This window comes from Methylobacterium sp. NPDC097929, from assembly GCF_049543375.1.
GTDB lineage: Bacteria > Pseudomonadota > Alphaproteobacteria > Rhizobiales > Beijerinckiaceae > Methylobacterium.
The window spans coordinates 1-20,121 of record NZ_JBMVEP010000002.1 but is presented as its reverse complement, the minus strand read 5'-3'; the positions used below and the strand labels follow the sequence as shown (position 1 = coordinate 20,121).

Here is a 20,121-nt window from a genome sequence, read left to right as displayed (position 1 = left end):
CGGAGTTTTCCCATGCCGATGGATGCACGCGAGATCGAGTCGATGATCCGCGAGGCGCTGCCCGACGCCACGGTCGAGATCAAGGATCTGGCCGGCGACGGCGACCACTACGCCGCCACCGTGATTTCCTCCGCCTTCAAGGGGAAGACGCGCGTCGCCCAGCACCAGATGGTCTACGGCGCGCTCCAGGGGCGGATGGGGGGCGTGCTCCACGCCCTTGCGCTGACCACGGGCGTCCCGCAGGATTAGTCGTCTTCAACCCGCGCCAAGCAGGTCGCCGATGGACCGGCCGAGCCTCTACGACGACGACATCGTGACCTGGGCCGAGGAGCCGGCGGCGCTGCGCGCGCTCGCGGCCCGGAGCGACCTGTCGAACGCGGTCGATTGGGAGAACGTCGCCGAGGAGATCGAGAGCGTGGGCCGGTCGCAGATCCACGCGGTCGAGAGGCTCCTGATCCAGCTGCTGGCACATCTCCTCAAGCGCGCCTCCGCACCCGACGCGCCCCCGAACCTGCAGTGGCGGCGCGAGATCGCAGCCTTCCAAGTCGCTGCGCAGGCCCGTTACGTACGCTCCATGCGCCAACGGATCGATGGGCAGAGGGTCTGGCGGCTCGGCCTCGAGCTCGCAGGAAGCGACCTCAAACTCTACGATGATACGCTGCTGCCGAATCTACCCCCCGATTGTCCCCTGACGCCCGACGAACTGCTGGCGGTTTCTTTCGATGCCGACGCGGCCGTCCTGCGGATCGCCAAGGCGGCGGCCTTGAAATCCGCCGGACATCCCTGACTTTTCCAACATCCACGAACGAAAGCCGAGGACCCTCACGATGACCGACGTCAACACCACCATCAAGAACCAGATCGACTCGCAGGACGTGGTCGTCTTCATGAAGGGAACGCCGCAATTTCCGATGTGCGGTTTCTCGGGTCAGGTCGTCCAGATCCTCAACTACCTCGGCGTGCCGTTCAAGGGCGTGAACGTGCTCGACGACATGGCGGTGCGTGATGGCATCAAGGCCTTCTCCAACTGGCCGACCATCCCGCAGATCTACGTGAAGGGCGAGTTCGTCGGCGGTTGCGATATTGCCCGCGAGATGTTCCAGTCGGGTGAGCTGCAACAGTTCCTCTCCGAGAAGGGCATCCCGGTCAAAAGCGCAGCCTGAGGCGCCTCGGCCCTTTTCGCGGAAACCCTTTCCGCCTCATCGTGCTTGTCCCGGCAATGCGGTCGGGACTTTGATATGCACGACGTCATCATCGTGGGCGGCGGCCCGGCCGGGCTCAACGCCGCCCTGATCCTCGGCCGCGCCCGACGCAGCGTCCTGCTCTGCGACGCGGGCCGGCCCCGCAACGCGGCCACCCCGCGCACCTGGGGCCTATTCACCCGCGACGGCACGCCGCCCTTCGATCTGCGCGCCCAGGGCCATGCCGACCTCGCCCGCTACGAGACCGTGGAGTGCCGCGAGATCGCGGTCACGCAGGCGCGCCGGCTCGATGACGGCTTCGCGGTGCGGCTCGACGACGGGCGCGAGGAGCGCGCGCGCCGCCTGATCCTCGCCACCGGGCTGTCCCAGGAAATCCCCCGGATCGAGGGCTTCGACACCTACTGGGGCACGGGCGTGCATTCCTGCCCCTATTGCGACGGCTTCGAGGTCTGCGACCGTTCGCTCGTCGTCTACGGACGCGGGCATGGCGGCTGCGGATTGGCCCTCGAACTGACCGGCTGGAGCCGCGACGTCGTCCTCTGCACGGATGGCGAGGACGAGGGTCTCTCGGACAAGGACCGCGACCGCCTCGTCCGCAACGGCGTGCGCGTGATCGAGGCGAAGGTCGACCGGCTCGATGGGGACGGCGCCCGCCCGACCCGGCTGCGCTTTCGCGACGGCACCGACACGCCCTGCACGGCTCTGTTCCTGATGCCGTTCGCCTGCGCCCCCTCCCCGCTCATCGGGCAGCTCGGCTGCGAACTCGACGAGACGCGCAGCGTCGTGCCGACGCGCGAGTACGAGAAGACCAACGTACCGGGTCTCTACGTGGCGGGCGATGCCTCGCGGCGGGTGCAGTTCGCCGTGGTCGCCGCCGCCGAGGGCGCGATGGCGGCCTTCGCCATCAACGCCGAATTCGTCGCCGAAGCCACGCGATAGAGCGCGCCGCGCCCACCGGTCCGACGCGCCCGCGAGCGGGACCCACGCCTCGGGTCACGCGGTTGAAGACCACGGCGTTAGAGCGCATTCCGACGAAGTGGAAACCGGTTCGTCGTGAGAATGCGCCGAAACACAAAGAGTTAGAGCCGCCGGCCTGATGCAATCAGGTCGGATACGGCTCTAGCCCTCCCACCGATCCGGAGACCCGATGACCCCGACCGTCCATCCGCACACGCCGCGCGTCACCGTCGCCTGCGGCTGCGCTCTCGGCGAAGAGGTCGTGTGGGACGAGCGCGACGGCTCGCTGCTCTGGGTCGACATCGAGAATCCGGCGGTCTGGCGCCACTGGCCTGACCGCAACGAAACCGTCCGCCTGCCGCTCGACGAGAAGATCGGCTTCGCCGTGCCGACGCCCGATCCCGACCGGGTGGTCGCGGGCTTCCAGACCGGCGTCGCGCTGCTCCTGCTGTCGGACGGTGTGCGCACGCCCCTCGTCCGTCCGGACGACCACCGGGCCGGCGACCGCCTCAACAGCGGCAATGCCGGGCCGGACGGCCGGCTTTACTTCGGCAGCATGGACGATGCGGAAGAGGAGGCGACCGGAAGCTTCTTCCGCTGGGACGGGACGCGGCTCGAGCGCTTCGGGGGGCGCGCGGCGGTCACCAACGGTCCGGTCCTCAGTCCGGATGGCGCGCGTCTCTACACGATCGATACGGCGCAGAGCATCGTGCGGGTCCACGATCTCGATGGCGACCGGATCGGTGAGCCGCAGCCCCTCATCCGGTTCGAGGAGGGGTGGGGCAAGCCCGACGGCCTCACCCTCGACGCCGAGGGCCATCTTTGGATCTGCCATTACGGGGCCGGGCGCGTCACCCGGTTCACGCCCGACGGAGAGCCCGAACACATCCTGCCGATGCCGACCGCCCTCGTGACCAAATGCGCCTTCGGCGGTCCCGACCTCTCGACCCTCTACATCACGACCTGTCTGCGCGGTCGCAACCCTACGATCGACCCGATGGCCGGCCATCTCTACCAAGTTGAGACGGAGTTTCGCGGACTGCCCACAAGGAGGCTGGATCTACCTCTTTTTCATGAAGGTAACTATTAACGCATTGAAGTGCGTCTTCGCACCGCGGCGAAAGCTGCCGCAATGCAAAGATAAATGGGCGGTTAAAATCGTGTGGACGGCGGAACTTATCCCCGCTATGCCGATTTTCTTGGAACGGTCGAGCTTTCGCTCAGAAACCGCAAGTCCCTGCGAACGGGCCGGAGCGGGTCATGCCAGTCTTCGATGGGAAGAATCTTCCGGTGCAGGACGACGGCGACGCGCTGCTCGCCGTGATCCTCCACGCAACCCCCTCCGCCCGTGACGCGGCGCGCGAGCGCGGCCGTTTGCGGATCGAGCGGGCGACGATGCTGCCGGAAGCGGCTGCGCCGGCATTTCCCAACAAGCCTCGCTCGCTCAAGCCCACCGAGATCACCTCGGTCAATTGAGCCGCGCCTGACAAGACCCTGCTCCGTCTCACCAAGCCTGGGGCGTGATGACGCCCTGTCGCGTCACGACGACCCACTGACGGCCCCGACGCTCGATCGCCTCGACCCGCCCGACGCCCGGAACCGCGTCCCCGCGCCCGACCTCGACGAGGCGGCGGCGACGGTCCTCGAGGATCGCCACGCCGTCATAGACATCCCGCAGCGCCCAGCCTTCGAGCGTTTCCGTCTTCGGCTTGTCCGGCAGGCTTCCGGTCTGGGTCGGCTCGGGCGCACGGACTTCCGGCTTGGGCTCCACCTTCGTCGGAGCCGCGGCGGCCACCGTCTGTACCTTCTTCTCCACTTGTCCGATCAGGGCGGCGATGCGCTCGCCGTGGTCGCGCTCGGCCCGGCTCACGGTCTCGGTGACCGTCGTCAGGCGACGCTCAACGGTCTGCTCCGTGCGGGCGATCCGATCCGACAGGCCGACATGGAGCGTTTTGACCTCGCTGCGGGCGGCCTCGCCGGCCTCGCGCAGGCCCGCCACCGTGCGGGTCAGGCGGTCGATCTCTTGGGCCAGACGCGCGGTCTCGGTCCGCCCGGCTTCCAGACCGGCGCGAAGCGCGTCCGCCGTGCCATCCGACCGTTGCCCCGGTGCCGCCATCAGGCCGAGGGCGAGACCGAAGGCGAGGGCCGCAGCGCTCGTACCGACCAGCCGCGTCGTCGCGCCGAAGGGAATCCTCCGGCTCGCGGCCTTCGCCGGAAGGGTCGCAGACGAGGCAGGCGCGGCGGCAGGCTTGGACGGCGCGGCGCCACCGACGACCTGCCTCAACATCTCGGCGGCCTTCGAGGCCGCATCCTTGCCCGTTTCGACCGTGTCCGACATGGTCAGGCTTCCCGGTGATGAGGCCGTGAGACCTCGAATGTTGAGCGGTTCGACGGCGCGGCGGCACGGGCCGCTTTCCGCCGGTCGCACCGGCGGCCCGAGCAGGTCCATCTCGCCGACATCCGAAAGCGGGCCGCCTCGGAAGGCGGTCGCCTCGGCTCGGGAAAGCTTCGCCGGGCACGCTCGGACTTTGTTAAGGATGCTTGTTTACTGAAAGGTTACCGTCGCCATCCTGCCGCTTCACCGATCGAAGTTTCGGCGCGCGATCGACGGATCATGCGAGGCGCAAGACGGTGCGCCGCAGAGCCGAGGCCGCGGCCTGATACGATTTCCGGTTGATCGCTTCGGTCTCTTCCCTCGTCCTTGCGAGGCTCAGCGAAGGCAATCCAGGGCTCGGTACCATCCGGACACGTCGCGCTCTGGGTCGCTTCGGCTCCGCCTCGCGAGGACGGAGCGGGGCTGAGGCGCGCCCGCCAACGCCTCGGTCCGTCGAGCGCGGCAACGGCCCGCCCGACCCGGCGAACGGCTCGCCCTCAGCCGACCTCGCGGGCCGGAAGCGAGAGATTGCCCCGGATCAGGTCGCGCCCGGCATAGATGCCGCCCGCGGTCTCCAGTTCGAGGCGCTCGGCGTCGCGGCGGCGCACTTCGGCCATGACGTCGCTGGCGGCCTCCGGATCGTCCCCGATCGTGAGGAGCGCCTGTTCGCCGAAGGCGAAGGCCGACTCGACGGTCTCGCGGATCTGGTAGGCGACGCCAGCATGGATCAGCTCGACGGCGTGTTCGCGGTCGCGGGCGCGAGCGAGGACGGGGACGAGCGGGAATTCCGCGCGGGCGATCTCGGCGATGCGCTTGGCCGTCTCCGGCTCGTCGACGCAGATCAGGATCGCGCGGGCGGTCTCGGCGCCGGCCGAGCGCAGGATGTCGAGCCGGGTGCCATCCCCGTAATAGACCTTGAAGCCGAAGGATTCGGCGAGACGGATGTTCTCGGCGTTGGTGTCGATGATGGAGACGGAGCAGCCGCGCGAGATCAGCGGCTGGCTGACGATCTGCCCGAACCGGCCGAAGCCGACGATCAGGGCGCTGCCGGCAAGGTTCTCGGCCAGCTCGACGCCGTCCATCGAGACCGTTGCCTTCGGGCCGAGCCGGTCGAACAGGATCACGGCGAGCGGCGTCACCGCCATGGACAGGATCACCGTCGCCGTCAGGACGGCATTGGTGGTGCCGTCGATGATGCCGACGCTTGCCGCGGCGGCGTAGAGCACGAAGGCGAATTCGCCGCCCTGCGCCATCAGCGCGGCGCGCTCCAGGGACTCCGCATGGGTGGCCCGCAGGATCCGGGCGATCCCGTAGATCACGACACTCTTCACCACCATGTAGGCGGCCACGGAGAGGAGGATCAGGCCCCAATTCGCGGCGATGACCGCGAGGTCGAGCGACATGCCGACGCCGAGGAAGAACAGGCCGAGCAGGATGCCGCGGAAGGGCTCGACATCCGCTTCGAGCTGATGCCGGAAGCTCGATTCAGAGAGCAGCACGCCGGCCAGGAAGGCGCCCATCGCCATGGAGAGGCCGCCGAGCTGCATCGCGAGCGCGGAGCCGAGCACGACCAGCAGGGCGGCGGCCGTCATCACCTCGCGGGCCTTCGCGGCGGCGAGCAGGCGGAACAGCGGGTTGAGGAGCCAGCGCCCGGCCGCCACCAGTGCCGCGACGGAGCCGAGCGCGATGCCGATGGCGTAGACGCGCTCCATGCCGCTGGCCCCCGCCCCGCCCGGCGCGAGCAGCGTGACCACCGCCAGCAGCGGCACGATCGCGAGATCCTCCAGAAGCAGGATCGCGACGATCCTCTGGCCCTTCGGCCGGGAGAGCGAGCCGCGCTCCTCCAGCAGCTGCATCACGATCGCCGTCGAGGTCAGCACGAAGCCGGTGCCGGCCACGAAGGCCACGGTCACCGAGAAGCCGAGGCCGACGCCGACCAGGGTGAGCGCGGCGATGCAGGCGCCGACCTGCGCGAGGCCGAGGCCGAAGATCTCGCGGCGCATCCCCCAGAGCCGGGACGGCTCCATCTCCAGCCCGATGATGAAGAGGAACATCACGACGCCGAGTTCGGCGACGTGCAGGATCGCGTGCGCGTCGGTGAACAGGCCGAGGCCGAAGGGACCGATCACCAGACCCGCCAGGAGGTAACCGAGCACCGAGCCGAGTCCGAGCCGCTTGAACAGCGGAACCGCGATCACGCCCGCGGCGAGCAACGATACGACCTGGACGAGCTCGCTCGCCGCTCCGGATGCTTCGGCAGCCATGGCGTCTTCAAGCCTCGATCTTTCGGAAGAGCGCCGCCCGTGGGCGGCGAGAGGGCTTTGCGGGCGGCGGGGGCGCCCCGCGCTGGGGCTCAGGGGTAGCGCACAGGCGGCGGGGCTTCGGGCAGCGGAATGAACTCCGCGTCGTTCGGCACGGTGTCGAACCGGCCCTGGCGCCAATCCTCCTTGGCCTGCTCGATCCGCTCCGGCCGCGACGAGACGAAGTTCCACCAGAGGTGGCGCGGTCCATCCATCGGCTCGCCCCCCAGCACCATGAAGCGCGCGCCTTCCGTCGCGCGCACGCTGATCCGGTCGCCGGGCCGGAAGACCAGCAACTGGCCGGGGCCGAAGCCGTCGCCCGCGATCTCGATCGCGCCGGAGACGGTGTAGATCGCCCGCTCGTCGTAGGTCGGATCGAGAGGCAGGACGGCGCCCGCCTCCAGCGCCACGTCCGCGTAGACCATCGGGCTCGAGGTGCGCACGGGCGAGCGGGCTCCGAAGGCCTCGCCCGCGATCAGACGGACGGTCTTGCCCTCCCCCGTCAGCACCGGCAGGGCCGCGGCATCGTAATGCTCGAAGGCCGGCGCGTTCTCCTCGTCCCGCGCATTCAGCGCGACCCAACTCTGGATGCCGAACAGCCGGGAGCCGGTCTGGCGCAGGTCGGTGCCGGTGCGTTCGGAATGGGTGATGCCGCGGCCCGCCGTCATCCAGTTGAGTTCGCCCGGGCGGATCGGCAGCTCTGTGCCGAGGCTGTCCTGGTGCATGATCTCGCCGTCGAAGAGGTAGGTCACCGTCGCCAGCCCGATATGCGGGTGGGGTCGCACGTCCATGCCCTGCCCGAGCAGGAATTCGGACGGACCCATCTGATCGAAGAAGATGAACGGCCCGACCATCCGGCACTCGGCCGAGGGAAGGGCCCGGCGCACGGCAAAGGAGCCGAGATCCCGCGAGCGGGGCACGATCAGGGTCTTGATCGCATCGCAGCTGAACGTATCGCCCGCAATCGGGTCGTCGGCACCGTGCCAGCTCATGCTTCTGCTCCCTCGCTTGAGCGGGACCGACCGCGATGGTCGGTTCTGCGCTCGTCGGTTTAGCGCGACCCGGAGACTCGGGTCGACGGGCAACAGGATGCGTCGGCTCGATCTGTTTTGGAATGGAAACGAGCAAAACGCATCGTTTCCATTTTTTCATCTCAACGTCGGCCGATCGACGGCCGGCCACGTGCGCTGGCTGTGCGGCATGGGGCTTCCTCGCGGGCGAGCCTGCCGGACACGGAATCGGGATGCGACCGGTTCAGGTTTATTTCAAATGATAACTTTTTGTTAGATCGCCTGGAATAGCGTCCATCGTGACGGTGAGGGACGATCGTTGTTCAATCGTCGTTCGAAGAGATAAATACTAAGCCAATCAATCTCCGGCTTTCACCTCCCTTGCAAAAATGAATGGCGGTCGTCCGAACCCGTTCGGATCGGTCTCTTCGGCCCGGCCGCAGACTTGGAAGACACGCGCGACCAAAGGAACTCTCGGCCGAACCCCGTGCTGGACTCACACCAGAAAGGCTTGATCCGGCTGCGACGGCTGCGCGACCGGGGCGGCTGGCGCTGATCTTCTCCGGCCTCGGTCGTCCGTATTGACGATGCCACACGCTCATTCCGCACGCCTCGACCGGGGGGCCTGACCATTCATGTTGGATTTCAGCACGCTGCAGGTGGCGAGCATCAGTAGCCGCCTTGCCTTCATCGTCGTCTTTCTGGTGACGCTCTCACGGCATCCGAGCGAGCTCTATTTCGGCATTTGGGCCAGCGCGCTCGGTTGCTCGCTGATCGCCTCCTTCATCATGCTGGGCGATCCCTCGACGATCCCGCTCCATCCGCTCAAGGGGGCCGTCGTCTACGCCCTTTACGGAGCCAGCCTCTCGGCGTCGTGGATCGGTTTGCGGCTGTTCTACGAACGGCCAGCCTCGGTTCCGCCGGCCATCGCCCTGGCCCTCGGCCCGGGCATCCTCTACGGGCTCTCGTTGCAGGCCGGCATCGCGACGCCGTGGAGTCTCACCACGGTGTTCGTTCTGATCGCCGTGAGCACGGGCCTGTGCATCCTCGAAATCCTGAAGACGCCGGCGCAGTCGCGCTTGTGGACGCAATACATCGTCCTCCTGGGATTTCTCGGTTACTTCTCGGCCTTCATCCTGTCGATCGCCGTCATCCACTTCGCGAGCGAGCACCTCGCTTCGCCGGAAAGCGGGGTCTACTCCCTGCTGTTCGACCAATGGTGCGGTGTCTTCATCCAGGTCGGCTACCTCGCCATGGTGGGCGAGCGCGCGCATCTGCGGCTCAGCCTCTTGGCCGAGACCGACCCGCTCACCGGTCTGGCGAACCGTCGCGGCCTCCGCGCGGCGATGAGCCGACGCGCGGCGGGCAGGGCCGGAACCGCGGGCTGCGCGGTGCTTCTGGCCGACATCGATCGCTTCAAGTCGATCAACGACACCCACGGCCACGAGGGAGGCGATGCCGTCCTCGTCGGCGTCGCCGAGCGGCTGCGCAGCGTGATGCGCAAGGACGATCTCATCGCCCGCTGGGGCGGCGAGGAGTTTCTCGTGGTGTTGGATCGAACCGACGACGCGCAGGCGGTCCTCGTCGCCGAACGCCTGCGCGCGGCGGTCGCCGGGCAGCCGATCCTGCTCGGGGGCACCTCCATCGCGGTGACGGCGAGCGTCGGCGCGTCGGTCGGGACGGCCAGCGAGGTGCAGATCGATGCCGCCGTGGCCCGCGCCGACGCGGCGCTCTACGCGGCCAAGAACGGCGGCCGGAATCAGGTGCGCCTGGAACCGCCGCCGGCCCCACCGCCGGCCGCCGCCGGGGCGACCCGGATCCCGGTCTCGCCCATCGAGCCGTCCCAACCGATCGCGACTGCAATTGCCATCCGAGAAGCGTGACCGAGCCGTGCCCAGAAGATCGACGCAAAGAAATCATGTCTGCGATCGTTCGCGCGCCGGCGCGATGTCACGCGGCCGCCGGACCGGGCTTGCGCTCGCGGCCCTGGCGCTATCCTCGCCCGGCCGGGCGGCGGATCTGCCCGCGACGCCGGCGCCCGAGGGGGGGCTGACGGCGGGGAGCCTCCTCGTGCGGGCCCGCGTCATCGGTTCGATCCCCGTCAATCAGTTCTCCCGGATCGAGCTGGTCGGCGGTCGGGTCTCGACGCCGGCGCGAGCACTGCCGGATCTCGACGTCACCTACTTTCTCAGCGATCACTTCGCGCTCGCCGTGCAGGGCGGGGTCGTCCCGACTCGCACCTCGATCCGCGGCTCGATCGTCGGCAACCTGCCGATCGGCACGACCTGGAGCGCGTCCGCGACGGGGGCGATCCAGTTCCACTTCCTGCCGCACCACGCCTTCAACCCGTATCTCGGTGCGGGGGTCGGCTACACCCACCCGCTGGCCTACGAACCGGCCAAGCCCTTCGTCACCGCCATGAAGGCCGACCCGCAGCTCGGGCCGATGATCCAGGCCGGGTTCGACTACCATCTCGGCGGCCGCTGGTACGCCAACATGGACGTCAAGCAGGTCTTCCTGCCGACGCAGGTCTCCCGCGTCGGACCGGTCGGCGCGACGGTGCGGCTCGACATGTTGATGATCGGGGCTGGTCTCGGCTACCGCTTCTGACGATCCGGTCCGCAACCCCGGTCACCGGTGCCGGTGATCCCCTTTCCTCCGAGCGCGTTGTCCCGGCTGCGATCGTGACGGAGGAACAGGACATGACGAAGCTCTTCATCGCCCATGTGCGCGGGCCAGCCGGCGCGCGTCCGCTCGTGACCGTGCGGGCGGCGGCCGAGGGCGAGGCGCGCCTGTTCGTCGAGGCGGCCTACCCGGAAGACGAGGTGGTCGAGATCGCCGAGCCCGGCGAATGGGTCAGCGACGCCGATACCGGCACCCGCACCGGGGACGTGCGCGAGCATCCCGGCAGCGCGTGGCAGCCGCCGACGAGCCGGGCCTGAGACCGAAAGCCGTGACGTGCCGACCCGAGGACGTGCGCGCCCTCGCGCTCCTGCTGCCGGAGACGGTCGAGGGGGCCCATCAGGGCCACCCCGACTTCCGGGTCGGCGGGCGGATCTACGCCACGCTCTGGACCGACGAGGCGCGCGTCGTCGTCAAGCTGACGCCCGACGATCAGGCGCGCTTCCTGGAGGACGAACCGGATGCCTTCGAGCCGGTGCCGGGCGCCTGGGGCAAGCGGGGCTGGACCAGCCTCGAACTCGACGCGGCGGACGAGGCGGTTTTGCGCCTCGCCCTGCTGACGGCGTGGCGGACCGTGGCGCCCGCAGACCTCGTCGCCCGCTACGACGATCTCGCTCTCGACCCTTGAGTTCCGCTCAAGCCCGCAGGCCCGGCGCTTCCTGGCCGGTGCTCGCCACGTATTCCGAGTAGCCGCCGCCGTAGAGGCGCACGCCGTCCCCGGTCAGTTCGAGCAGCCGGTTCGACAAGGCCGCGAGGAAGTGCCGGTCGTGGGAGACGAACAGCATCGTGCCCTCGTAGGAGGCGAGCGCGGCGATCAGCATCTCCTTGGTGGCGATGTCGAGGTGGTTGGTGGGCTCGTCGAGCACGAGGAAGTTCGGCGGGTCGTAGAGCATCTTGGCCATGACGAGGCGTGCCTTCTCGCCGCCCGACAGCACGCGGCAGGGCTTCTCCACGTCGTCGCCGGAGAAGCCGAAGCAGCCGGCCAGCGCCCGCAGCGAGCCCTGCCCCGCCTGCGGGAAGGTGCTCTCCAGATCCTCGAAGATCGTCAGGTCGCCGTCGAGCAGGTCCATCGCGTGCTGGGCGAAGTAGCCGAGCTTGACGCTGCCCCCGACGGTCACCGAGCCGGAATCGGGCTGCGCGGTGCCGGTGACGAGCTTCAGGAGCGTCGACTTGCCGGCGCCGTTCACGCCCATGACGCACCAGCGCTCCTTGCGGCGGATCGAGAAGTCGAACCCCTCGTAGATGATGCGGCTGCCGTAGCTCTTGTGGACGCCCTTGAGCATCGCGACGTCGTCGCCCGAGCGCGGCGCGGGCTGGAACTCGAAGGCGACGGTCTGGCGGCGGCGGGGCGGCTCGACCCGCTCGATCTTGTCGAGCTTCTTCACCCGGCTCTGCACCTGCGCGGCGTGGCTGGCGCGCGCCTTGAAGCGCTCGATGAACTTGATCTCCTTGGCGAGCATCGCCTGCTGGCGCTCGAACTGCGCCTGCTGCTGCTGCTCGTTGAGCGCCCGCTGCTGCTCGTAGAAGCCGTAATCGCCCGAATAGGTGGTGAGCGTGCCGCCGTCGATCTCGATGACCTTGGAGACGATGCGGTTCATGAACTCGCGGTCGTGCGAGGTCATCAGCAGCGCGCCGTCATAGCCCTTGAGGAAGGATTCGAGCCAGATCAGGCTCTCCAGGTCGAGGTGGTTGCTCGGCTCGTCCAGCAGCATCACGTCGGGGCGCATGAGCAGGATGCGCGCGAGTGCGACACGCATCTTCCAGCCGCCGGAGAGCCGGCCGACATCGTTCTCCATCATCTCCTGGGAGAAGCCGAGCCCGGCCAGCACCTCGTAGGCCCGGCCCTCGAGCGCGTAGCCGTCGAGCTCCTCGAAGCGGGCCTGCACCTCGCCGTAGCGCTCGACCAGCGCCTCCATCTCGTCGGCCCGCTCGGGGTCGGCGAGCGCGCCTTCGAGTTCCTTCAATTCCGCGGCCACGGCGCTGACCGGACCGGCACCGTCCATGACTTCCGCCACGACGGAGCGCCCGCGCATCTCGCCGACATCCTGGCTGAAATAGCCGATGGTGATGCCGCGCTCAGCCGAGACCTGCCCCTCGTCCGGCTGCTCCTGGCCGGTCATCATGCGGAACAAGGTGGTCTTGCCGGCGCCGTTCGGCCCGACGAGGCCGGCCTTCTCGCCCTTCTGCAGAGCGGCGGACGCCTCGATGAAGACGATCTGCCGGCCGTTCTGCTTGCCGATCTTGTCGAGGCGAATCATGCGTCCGCGATGCCTGGATGATGGTCTGAGAGGGGGGGGCGAAAGGATGTACGCGGCCTTACGCCAAGGGCGCCACGAGTGAAAGCGGAGCGGCCTCACGGCAGACCCGCTTCGGGTGGGCAGTGCCCGTCCCCCCGCGCGCAGCCGAACTTTGATTGCGGTAATATTGAAATAAGTCAGTGTCACGGACGATGAAATTTGTCTGGATTTTCAAGAAGTCTGTCCTATCGATAATAATGTCAAATGATATATTTTGATCTGGATCAAAATCGTTGCTCAGGGTTGGGTCTTGTTAACGGTCATGAACTCACAAGATCGTGATCCGATGTGGCCGGGGCGGCTCGCGGATGCTTCGATACAGTCCCCGTGACGCGGTAGATGCGCTGGTGCACTCATCTCAAGCTCCTCGGTAAACTCGCCATCCCGGCGGTGCTGATTGCAGGGGTCTCGGCCGGCATCATCGTCTTGGCCCGCGACAAGCTCGATCAGCTGGAGCGGACGACGCAGCAGGTCGTGGACGTGCGGGCCGCCCGCGTCATCACCGCCCTGCAGACCGCGCTCGCGATCGACGAGGCCGTCATCAGCGAGAAGAACATCATTCTGGAAAGCGACGCATCGATCCTCTCGACCCAGCACGGGCGTTTCGAGGATGCGCGCGGGCGGGCCTTGGCCGGCATCGACAGGCTGATCGCCCTGGCGGAGGCGGACGCGCGCCGGACGGAGCTGGAGGGAGTCAAAGCGTCGATCTCGCTCTTCGTCACGACGCTGGAGCGCTCGATCGCCCTGGGAATGAAGGGGCTGAAGGAGCAGGCGGTCAAGGTCTCCTACGACGAGGTCAGGCCGGTCCGGATCAAGGCCATCGAGGCGATCCAGGCGCGGATCGCGTCCAACATGCGCGAACTCGATCAGGCCAAGCAGCAGGCCAGCGAGGTCGGCAAGTCCGCTGCCATGGCGCTCACCGGTATCGCCGCGGCCGGCCTGCTCGTCGCCTTCGGCCTGCTCGGGCTGATCGCCGTCGCCGGGGTCGCGCGTCCCATGGGCCGGCTCGTGCGGGTCCTCGAGCGGATGGCGCAGGGCGAGACCGAGACGGACATCGCCGAGGCGCGCCGCGGCGACGAGATCGGCGCCGTCGCCCGCGCGGTGGAGGGCATCAAGGTGCTGGTGGCCCGCAAGACGGCCGAGCAGGCGGAACTCAATCGGGTGGCCGACGAAGCCGCTGCCGTCGAGCGCCGCCGCACCATGCTGGAACTCGCCGACGGCTTCGAGCGCGCGGTCGGCGGCGTCGTCGGGATGGTCTCTTCGTCCGCAACCGAGCTGCAGGCCACCGCGCAGACCATGACGGTGACCGCCACGCAGACCGCGAGCCAGTCCACCACCGTCGCCGCGGCGGCGGAGGAGGCCGCCTCCAACGTCAACACCGTCGCTGCCGCCGCGGAGGAACTCGGCGCCTCGGTCCACGAAATCGGCCGTCAGGTCGGCACCTCGGCGAACATGGCTCAGGTCGCGGTCGGCGAGGCGGATCGCAGCGCCGTCCTCGTCCATGAGCTGGCCCAGGCCGCCGCCCGGATCGGCGACGTGGTGAACCTCATCGCCAACATCGCGAGCCAGACCAACCTGCTCGCCCTGAACGCGACCATCGAGGCTGCACGGGCCGGCGAGGCCGGCCGCGGCTTTGCCGTCGTGGCGAGCGAGGTGAAGGAACTCGCGGCGCAGACCGCGCGGGCCACGGGAGAGATCTCCGGGCAGATCGCCCAGATCCAGGACGCCACCGATCAAACGGTGACGGCCATCGGCGGCATCACGGGGCGCATCCGCGACATCAACGCGGTGACGACGACGATCGCCGCCGCGGTGGAGGAGCAGGGCGCGGCCACCCAGGAGATCGTGCGCAACGTGGCGCAGGCGGCCCTGGGCGCGGGCGAGGTCACCGGCAACATCGCCGGGGTCGCGCAAGCCTCCGAGGAGACCGGTGCCGCCGCAACGCAGGTGCTGGCGTCCGCATCCGAGCTGTCGCGGCAATCCGAGCAATTGCGGGCCGAGGTCGCGCGCTTCCTCGCCACCGTGCGGGCGGCCTGAGCCACCCAGGGGAGAAACGAAAAGGGAGCGTCCGGCGGCGCCCCCTTTTCTTCGTCGGTCGCAGTCCAGCCGCGAAAGCATTCGCCATCGCTCCGGGATGGCGCTTTAACCCGGCACCTTCTTGTGGCTCACGGTGGCGACCTCGTCGGGCCGTACCTCGTCGCCGGTCACGGCACCGGCAAGCGCCGCCGCGTGGAGGGCCAGCACGGGGACGAAGACCAGTGCCATCATCAGGGCGACGACGAGCACCACGCTGCCGTTGCGGCCGGACTTCGCCGCACGGGCGCGGGCACGCCGGGAAATGACGTTGGAGTCAGTCATGGCTCACCTCTTGTCGGACCAGCCGCCGAAGGCCGGTCGCGGGTGAGCCGGATCAGACGATCAGGCGCAGAGCACGCGGGAGGCCGAAGGCGGCGTGGTCGATCGACTACTGTCGTCGGGCATGGGGGTAGAAAGATCCTGTGGAGCCGGACATCGGACGCACGGCGGCGATGGACGGACAACGCGCGCATGACGGATGCGTTCGATCTCGTCAAGTCCGGACCGCACGTGCCGCTGTGCAGGAACGCGGCGATTTCGCTCCTCGGGGCATCGAATCGAGCGTGTGCGCGAACGCGGGCGACGGCATACGCGTTGGGATGGCATGTCGACGGATACGATCATCTGGACCCAGGGCGGGATCTCAGAGGTGCCCCTGGCGCGCTACACCGGCCAAGTCGGTGCCGTGGCGGTCGCGACCATCGAGTACGATGGTTCGAACCGGCTCTGGACCTGGTGGAGCCCGCTCGCCGAGGACATCTGGGGCCACGCTCAGGATGCCGACGGCGCCAAGCAGGCCGCGGAGGTCTGGCTGCGTGGCTGGCTCGAGAATTTCCGCCCCTTCTTCGAGGCGGGCCGCTGACGGCCTCATGCGGCCGCGGCGACGGCGTCCCGGCTGCGCCACATGTAGCGTGCGAGGATCGAGCGGTGAGGCGCGAAGCCTGCGGCGACCGCGGCGGTGTCCGCGATGCCGGTGAGCCGGCGCAGCACGCCGACCGCGGCGACGTCGCCCGCCGGCCAGATATCCGGATCGAGGAAGTGAAAAATGCCGACCATGTCGGCCGTCCACGGTCCGACGCCGCGAATCCGGCAGAGCCGCTCGGCGCGCTCCGCCTGCGGCAACTCGGCCAGTTCCGCGCCGAGCAGGCCGGCGCGCTCCGCCTCGCGAATCGCGCAAAGGGCCCGCACCTTGTTCCCCGAGACGCCGCAGCCCCGCAGCAGCGTCTCGAAACCCGGCACGAACAGCTCAGGCGTCGCGACGCCCTGGGACGCGGCCGCGGCCTCAATCCGGGTCCAGATCGCGAGGGCCGCTTTGGTCGAGAGCTGCTGGTTGACGACCTCGACGAACAGGCGCTCGGCCACGCTGGCATTGATCGGCGGGGCGATCTCGATCCGTCCAAGACCGGCGATCACCGCCCGTAGGGGGTCCGCCACCGTCCCGGCCTGCCGCAACAGGCTGGCATAGATGTCGGGATCGAGCATCGTTCCGCTTCCCCCAGTTATGCTCCTTCAGAAACGCCTGAAGCCTGGGAGTGGTCCCTCCGGAGTTTTTGGGCCCCGGCATTCGAGCGGGGCGCTTCGATGTCTCGCGTTCCTCGCTTTCAGGACGCGGTCCAGGCGGCCGAATCCCATCCGCACTGTGCGCTCAGCGAACCAGCGAACACGGCATCCAGCCGCAGGCGCTCGGCCTCGACGAGCGGACCGTCCACCGCCACCGGGCGGCAGCGGCCGTCCCAGCCCGGCGCGACGAAGTCCGGGTTGTGCAGGGCGTGGTCGGAGGCATCCGAGAAGAAGGTCCGGTCGCCGCCGTCGATGTAACTCTCCGCCGGAAGGCCTTCGGCGAGCAAGATATCGTGGGCGTCGAGTTCGATGTGCCAGTAGGTGACGCTGGCGACCGGCTCGCGGGTGATCGTGGTGCCGTTGATGAGGCACATCACGGGCACCAGCGCGCCGCCCTCGTTGTCGGCATCGGCTCCGACCAGCACCGGGTGACCCGGTGAGAGGAAGAGGTCGCGGGCCGGCAGGTCGTGGCCGAAGGCACCGGCGCGAACACGGACCGGCTGCTGGCTGAAAGGCAGGGAGGCATCGCCGGCAGATATCTCGCGATGCCCGATCCAGGTGATAGGCCGCAGGGCGCCGGATGCCGTGACGGCGCGGTCACCGACCTGCAGATCCTCGACCGCCACGTCGCCGCGGGTCGTGCGGATCAGGGTGCCCGTCACGAAGCAGGGCGCCTGCTGCAGATTGGAGAAGGTTTGTGGTGAGTTGTTCGGCAGCGAAAACTGTTGTCCCGGCGTTACGGCACTCGTTGAAATCACGAGAGTTCCGCTCAGAGACTGGTTCGGATCGAGCGCGATCGTGATCGCGTCGCCGGTCTGGTAGCCGGTTTGCACGCCGGTCAACGGTGGGCCGAAGCCGCTGGCAAGAATGACCGCGCCCGGTCTGGCATCGGCCGCAGGATCGGGTGAGCTCACAAACACCGTGGAGGTGGGAGAAACATTGAGGGAGTTGGCGAGCTGGGTGCCGGTAATCTGAACCGCGAAAGATTGCGTGTCGCCAACGCGAACGTCGGATCCATTCGCAAACTGTCCCGAGTTTTGCAGCTGGTAGCTGAATCCGGCCGGAAATTGCGCGTAAGTCATGTGCTCCCCCAAGCGAAACTGTCTGAAAACTTCTTCGGACAGAAATCGGAGGGAAAACTGTTTTCTTGCTCCTTTCAATACTGATTCTGAGATGTTGATTATACGTTGTACTCACGCAACAGCTTATGTTATTTTTTGGCTTTGCTATGCATCGGCATTAATATAAGATGATTATTTATTTAAAAAATAGGCGGGCAATAATCGATTTTTCAGTGCAGACAAGGTGCGTTGTAGCGAAAGGCTCAAGCCGCGTGATGATCCGCTTTGATTTTGATTTGCACTGTATCGGAGAGTAGATGTCTGCCCTGCCCTGCCCTGCCCTACCCTGCGCCGGCCAGACACAGCACGCCACGAACGATGCTTTTCGCGAGTTTCCCGACGCCGTTCACAACGGCGCGGTGACACGCTCGGCGGTAATGGCCGATCGGTCAAACTCGGTCTTTCGGGGTGTCGGCGAGACTTGGCGGAGAGGGGGGATTCGCCGCCGGGCGCCTTAAGGCTGTTATGAACCGGCCGCGAGTAGAGTGGCCTTTTTGAGCATGAGGCAGACGAAGGCGACGATGTGCAGGTCTGCCAGCGTGCTGGCGTAGCGCTCGTAGTCTTTAATGAGCCGGCGGAAGCGGGTGGCCCAGGCGAAGGAGCGCTCGACGACCCAGCGCCGGGGCAGCAGCACGAAGCCGCGCTTGACCTCAGGCAGCTTCACCACCTCCAGTTCGATGCCGTGCCGGCGCGCGGCCGTGGCTGGCTTCTCGCCGGTGTAGCCCTGATCGACGAAGGCGACTTCGACGCTGTCGTCAGTGGCTGCCTGCACGGCCTTGGCCAGACGCTCGACCTGGGCACGGTCATCGGCGTTGGCCGGCGTGACGTGCAGGGCCAGAAGATGGCCGAGCGTGTCGACCACCATGTGCAGCTTCGAGCCCTGCTTTCGCTTGGCTCCGTCGTAGCCGGCCCGCGCGCCGCTCTCGGGCGTCGCCCGCAGCGTCCGGCTGTCGAGGATGGCAGCCGACGGCTCGGCCTTGCGCCCGGCCGCCAGACGCAGCACGGCGCGAAGATCCTCGGCTAGTTGCTCGAAGCAACCCGCCGACAGCCAGCGTTGCGCCTGCTGGTAGACGGCTGCCCACGGCGGCAGGTCGTGGGGCATCCAGCGCCACGGGGCGCCGGTCTTCACCACGTAGCGCAACCCGTTGAACACCTCCCGCAACGGGTGCGAGCGCTGACCGGCATCCTCGCGCACCAGCGTCAGATACAGGGCGACCAACGCCCATTCGTCGTCGGATACATCGGACGGGTAGGCTTTCCGGGACAGGGTCATCGCCTATCATCTGAGCCTCACAGCCGACAGGTCCATAACAGCCTCTAGACCTTGATCGTCTCTTAATATTTGAGCAGCTCGCCTCTCGATCGCCTTGCCATAACTTGCTTGAGCCAAACGACTGCGGACCACAAGATGCCTATAGCTTCCTTCTGTCATAAAATCTTTAGCGAGGTTCGGATTTGCATTGATTTCACGAACAACTTGATTTGCCGCTGGGCCCAGCCAAGCGGGTCGGTCCACACCGTTGGATTTTGCACATAACCTTGTGGCCGTTCCCCCCCTCCAATCCAATAGGGTCAGGGGACAATTACTGTCCCGAAAATGACTCATAATGCCGACGCCGATTGTAATATAGTTCCGTCTCTCCATCAGACCACTGTCCCTGAAACCGGATCAGTCAGTCGTAAGCCGCCGCATCCGGTTCCGATCTGAGCGCGAGGTTACCGCTCGTGCGAGGCCGTGGATATAGCGCTGGCCGCCCCTCGTCGTTGGCCGGCTCCGGCGGCACGATCACCCGCCGCACCACGCCCCAGGTCGTCAGCGACACCGCCCAGCGCAGGCCGCCCGCCTCGTCGAACATCTCCCGCGGCGTGCCCAGATGGTCCGTCACGATCCAGGCGAGCCGACCGTCCGGCTCCTGCTTGGCCACCGGCACGAAGCTCTCCGGCTCGTAGTGCCAGCGCGTCGCCGCTTCCCATTCCACCGTCCCGTCCAGGCGAAGCGGCGCCTCCTCCGCCACCACGTCCCCGTCCCACAGGAAGTGCACCCCCACCACCGGAGCACGCGGATCGTGCGCCGCATGCCCCCCCGGCGCCTGCGGCCACGTCCACAGAACCGTCCCGTCCCGCTGCGAGGCCGGCAGCAGCCCCGGATGCTTTGCCCGCACCCAAGCCCGCTCGGCCTGCGAGAACTCCCGCACCTTGCTCAGGCGCCGACCGAACGCGTCGTAGCGGTAGTGCCAGACCGAACCCTCCGGCGTCACGCACCGCACGAGGCGGTCCTGCACGTCCCAGCCGTAGCGCCAGGTCCTGGGCCGGAAGCCCTTGCGCTCGACCCGCCGCTCGATCACCCGACCGCAGGCGTCGTGCGTGAGCGCGACCCGCTCGCCGTGCGGGCCGTGCCCGAGCTGCACCACACCGCCCGGGGTCGAGCGCACCTGCAGCAGCGCGCCTAGCACTACTTTGGCAGGTTGAGGGAACGCAGCGGGTGTTCGCGGCTTTGCATGCCACGGCGATAGACGTGGGTGATCGCGATGTCGGATGCGGG

At 67.7% G+C, this 20,121-nt stretch carries 21 protein-coding genes; 12 read left to right on the top strand and 9 right to left on the bottom strand.

Going from position 1 to position 20,121, the window contains the following annotated elements:
• The first annotated feature begins 12 nt into the window (after nt 1-12).
• The 6 genes from ACPCJR_RS08170 to ACPCJR_RS08145 all read left to right on the top strand — a co-directional run bounded on the left by ACPCJR_RS08170 (nt 13) and on the right by ACPCJR_RS08145 (nt 3,635).
• Nucleotides 13-249, top strand: coding sequence for a BolA family protein (locus ACPCJR_RS08170; protein ID WP_110353517.1), 237 nt, complete (start codon nt 13-15; stop codon nt 247-249).
• 31 nt (nt 250-280) lie between these two features.
• Nucleotides 281-787 carry a DUF29 family protein gene (locus ACPCJR_RS08165; protein WP_391511682.1) on the top strand — a complete coding sequence of 169 codons (507 nt, stop codon included), beginning with the start codon at nt 281-283 and terminating at the stop codon, nt 785-787.
• A 40-nt stretch (nt 788-827) separates the two neighbouring features.
• Nucleotides 828-1,163 carry a Grx4 family monothiol glutaredoxin gene (grxD, locus tag ACPCJR_RS08160; protein WP_391511681.1) on the top strand — a complete coding sequence of 112 codons (336 nt, stop codon included), beginning with the start codon at nt 828-830 and terminating at the stop codon, nt 1,161-1,163.
• A 75-nt stretch (nt 1,164-1,238) separates the two neighbouring features.
• Complete coding sequence (locus ACPCJR_RS08155) at nt 1,239-2,141, top strand: NAD(P)/FAD-dependent oxidoreductase (RefSeq protein ID WP_391511680.1); 903 nt, start codon at nt 1,239-1,241, stop codon at nt 2,139-2,141.
• Between the two features lie 208 nt (nt 2,142-2,349).
• Entirely contained in the window at nt 2,350-3,249 is a 900-nt protein-coding gene (locus ACPCJR_RS08150) for an SMP-30/gluconolactonase/LRE family protein (protein WP_391511679.1), read from the top strand.
• A gap of 200 nt (nt 3,250-3,449) precedes the next feature.
• On the top strand, nt 3,450-3,635 hold the full coding sequence (locus ACPCJR_RS08145) for a hypothetical protein (RefSeq protein WP_391511678.1): 186 nt from the start codon (nt 3,450-3,452) through the stop codon (nt 3,633-3,635).
• Between the two features lie 28 nt (nt 3,636-3,663).
• Here the strand turns inward: ACPCJR_RS08145 and ACPCJR_RS08140 are convergent, their stop codons facing one another.
• The 3 genes from ACPCJR_RS08140 to ACPCJR_RS08130 form a co-directional block, all read right to left on the bottom strand.
• Complete coding sequence (locus tag ACPCJR_RS08140; RefSeq protein ID WP_391511677.1) at nt 3,664-4,497, bottom strand: hypothetical protein; 834 nt, start codon at nt 4,495-4,497, stop codon at nt 3,664-3,666.
• Between the two features lie 533 nt (nt 4,498-5,030).
• Nucleotides 5,031-6,797 (bottom strand): monovalent cation:proton antiporter-2 (CPA2) family protein, encoded by a 1,767-nt coding sequence (locus tag ACPCJR_RS08135; RefSeq protein WP_391511676.1) that lies wholly within the window; start codon nt 6,795-6,797, stop codon nt 5,031-5,033.
• Nucleotides 6,798-6,886: 89 nt separating this feature from the next.
• On the bottom strand, nt 6,887-7,825 hold the full coding sequence (locus ACPCJR_RS08130) for a pirin family protein (RefSeq protein WP_391511675.1): 939 nt from the start codon (nt 7,823-7,825) through the stop codon (nt 6,887-6,889).
• 653 nt (nt 7,826-8,478) lie between these two features.
• Here ACPCJR_RS08130 and ACPCJR_RS08125 point away from each other — a divergent pair.
• From ACPCJR_RS08125 to ACPCJR_RS08110, 4 genes are all read left to right on the top strand, one after another.
• Nucleotides 8,479-9,726: a GGDEF domain-containing protein gene (locus ACPCJR_RS08125; RefSeq protein WP_391511674.1), complete on the top strand. Its 1,248-nt coding sequence runs from the start codon at nt 8,479-8,481 to the stop codon at nt 9,724-9,726.
• A 64-nt stretch (nt 9,727-9,790) separates the two neighbouring features.
• Nucleotides 9,791-10,453: an OmpW/AlkL family protein gene (locus tag ACPCJR_RS08120; RefSeq protein ID WP_391511673.1), complete on the top strand. Its 663-nt coding sequence runs from the start codon at nt 9,791-9,793 to the stop codon at nt 10,451-10,453.
• A 92-nt stretch (nt 10,454-10,545) separates the two neighbouring features.
• A complete protein-coding gene (locus tag ACPCJR_RS08115; RefSeq protein ID WP_391511672.1) occupies nt 10,546-10,785 on the top strand; it encodes a hypothetical protein in 240 nt (79 codons plus the stop codon).
• A gap of 11 nt (nt 10,786-10,796) precedes the next feature.
• A complete protein-coding gene (locus ACPCJR_RS08110; protein ID WP_391511671.1) occupies nt 10,797-11,153 on the top strand; it encodes an MmcQ/YjbR family DNA-binding protein in 357 nt (118 codons plus the stop codon).
• A 7-nt stretch (nt 11,154-11,160) separates the two neighbouring features.
• Here ACPCJR_RS08110 and ACPCJR_RS08105 read toward each other — a convergent pair whose 3' ends face one another.
• Entirely contained in the window at nt 11,161-12,783 is a 1,623-nt protein-coding gene (locus ACPCJR_RS08105) for an ABC-F family ATP-binding cassette domain-containing protein (RefSeq protein WP_391511670.1), read from the bottom strand.
• A 378-nt stretch (nt 12,784-13,161) separates the two neighbouring features.
• Between ACPCJR_RS08105 and ACPCJR_RS08100 the strand changes: the two genes are divergently transcribed.
• A complete protein-coding gene (locus tag ACPCJR_RS08100; RefSeq protein ID WP_391511669.1) occupies nt 13,162-14,859 on the top strand; it encodes a methyl-accepting chemotaxis protein in 1,698 nt (565 codons plus the stop codon).
• Nucleotides 14,860-14,964: 105 nt separating this feature from the next.
• Here the strand turns inward: ACPCJR_RS08100 and ACPCJR_RS08095 are convergent, their stop codons facing one another.
• Nucleotides 14,965-15,180: a hypothetical protein gene (locus ACPCJR_RS08095; protein WP_391511668.1), complete on the bottom strand. Its 216-nt coding sequence runs from the start codon at nt 15,178-15,180 to the stop codon at nt 14,965-14,967.
• A gap of 322 nt (nt 15,181-15,502) precedes the next feature.
• Between ACPCJR_RS08095 and ACPCJR_RS08090 the strand changes: the two genes are divergently transcribed.
• Nucleotides 15,503-15,760, top strand: coding sequence for a hypothetical protein (locus ACPCJR_RS08090; protein WP_391511667.1), 258 nt, complete (start codon nt 15,503-15,505; stop codon nt 15,758-15,760).
• A 5-nt stretch (nt 15,761-15,765) separates the two neighbouring features.
• Here ACPCJR_RS08090 and ACPCJR_RS08085 read toward each other — a convergent pair whose 3' ends face one another.
• The 4 genes from ACPCJR_RS08085 to ACPCJR_RS08070 all read right to left on the bottom strand — a co-directional run bounded on the left by ACPCJR_RS08085 (nt 15,766) and on the right by ACPCJR_RS08070 (nt 20,011).
• Nucleotides 15,766-16,380, bottom strand: a complete 615-nt coding sequence (locus ACPCJR_RS08085; protein ID WP_391511666.1) for a DNA-3-methyladenine glycosylase family protein — start codon at nt 16,378-16,380, stop codon at nt 15,766-15,768.
• Between the two features lie 119 nt (nt 16,381-16,499).
• Nucleotides 16,500-17,540, bottom strand: coding sequence for a Hint domain-containing protein (locus tag ACPCJR_RS08080; protein WP_391511665.1), 1,041 nt, complete (start codon nt 17,538-17,540; stop codon nt 16,500-16,502).
• A gap of 502 nt (nt 17,541-18,042) precedes the next feature.
• A complete protein-coding gene (locus ACPCJR_RS08075; RefSeq protein WP_391511664.1) occupies nt 18,043-18,852 on the bottom strand; it encodes an IS5 family transposase in 810 nt (269 codons plus the stop codon).
• Between the two features lie 400 nt (nt 18,853-19,252).
• Nucleotides 19,253-20,011 (bottom strand): RHS domain-containing protein, encoded by a 759-nt coding sequence (locus tag ACPCJR_RS08070; protein WP_391511663.1) that lies wholly within the window; start codon nt 20,009-20,011, stop codon nt 19,253-19,255.
• Nucleotides 20,012-20,121: the final 110 nt, after the last annotated feature.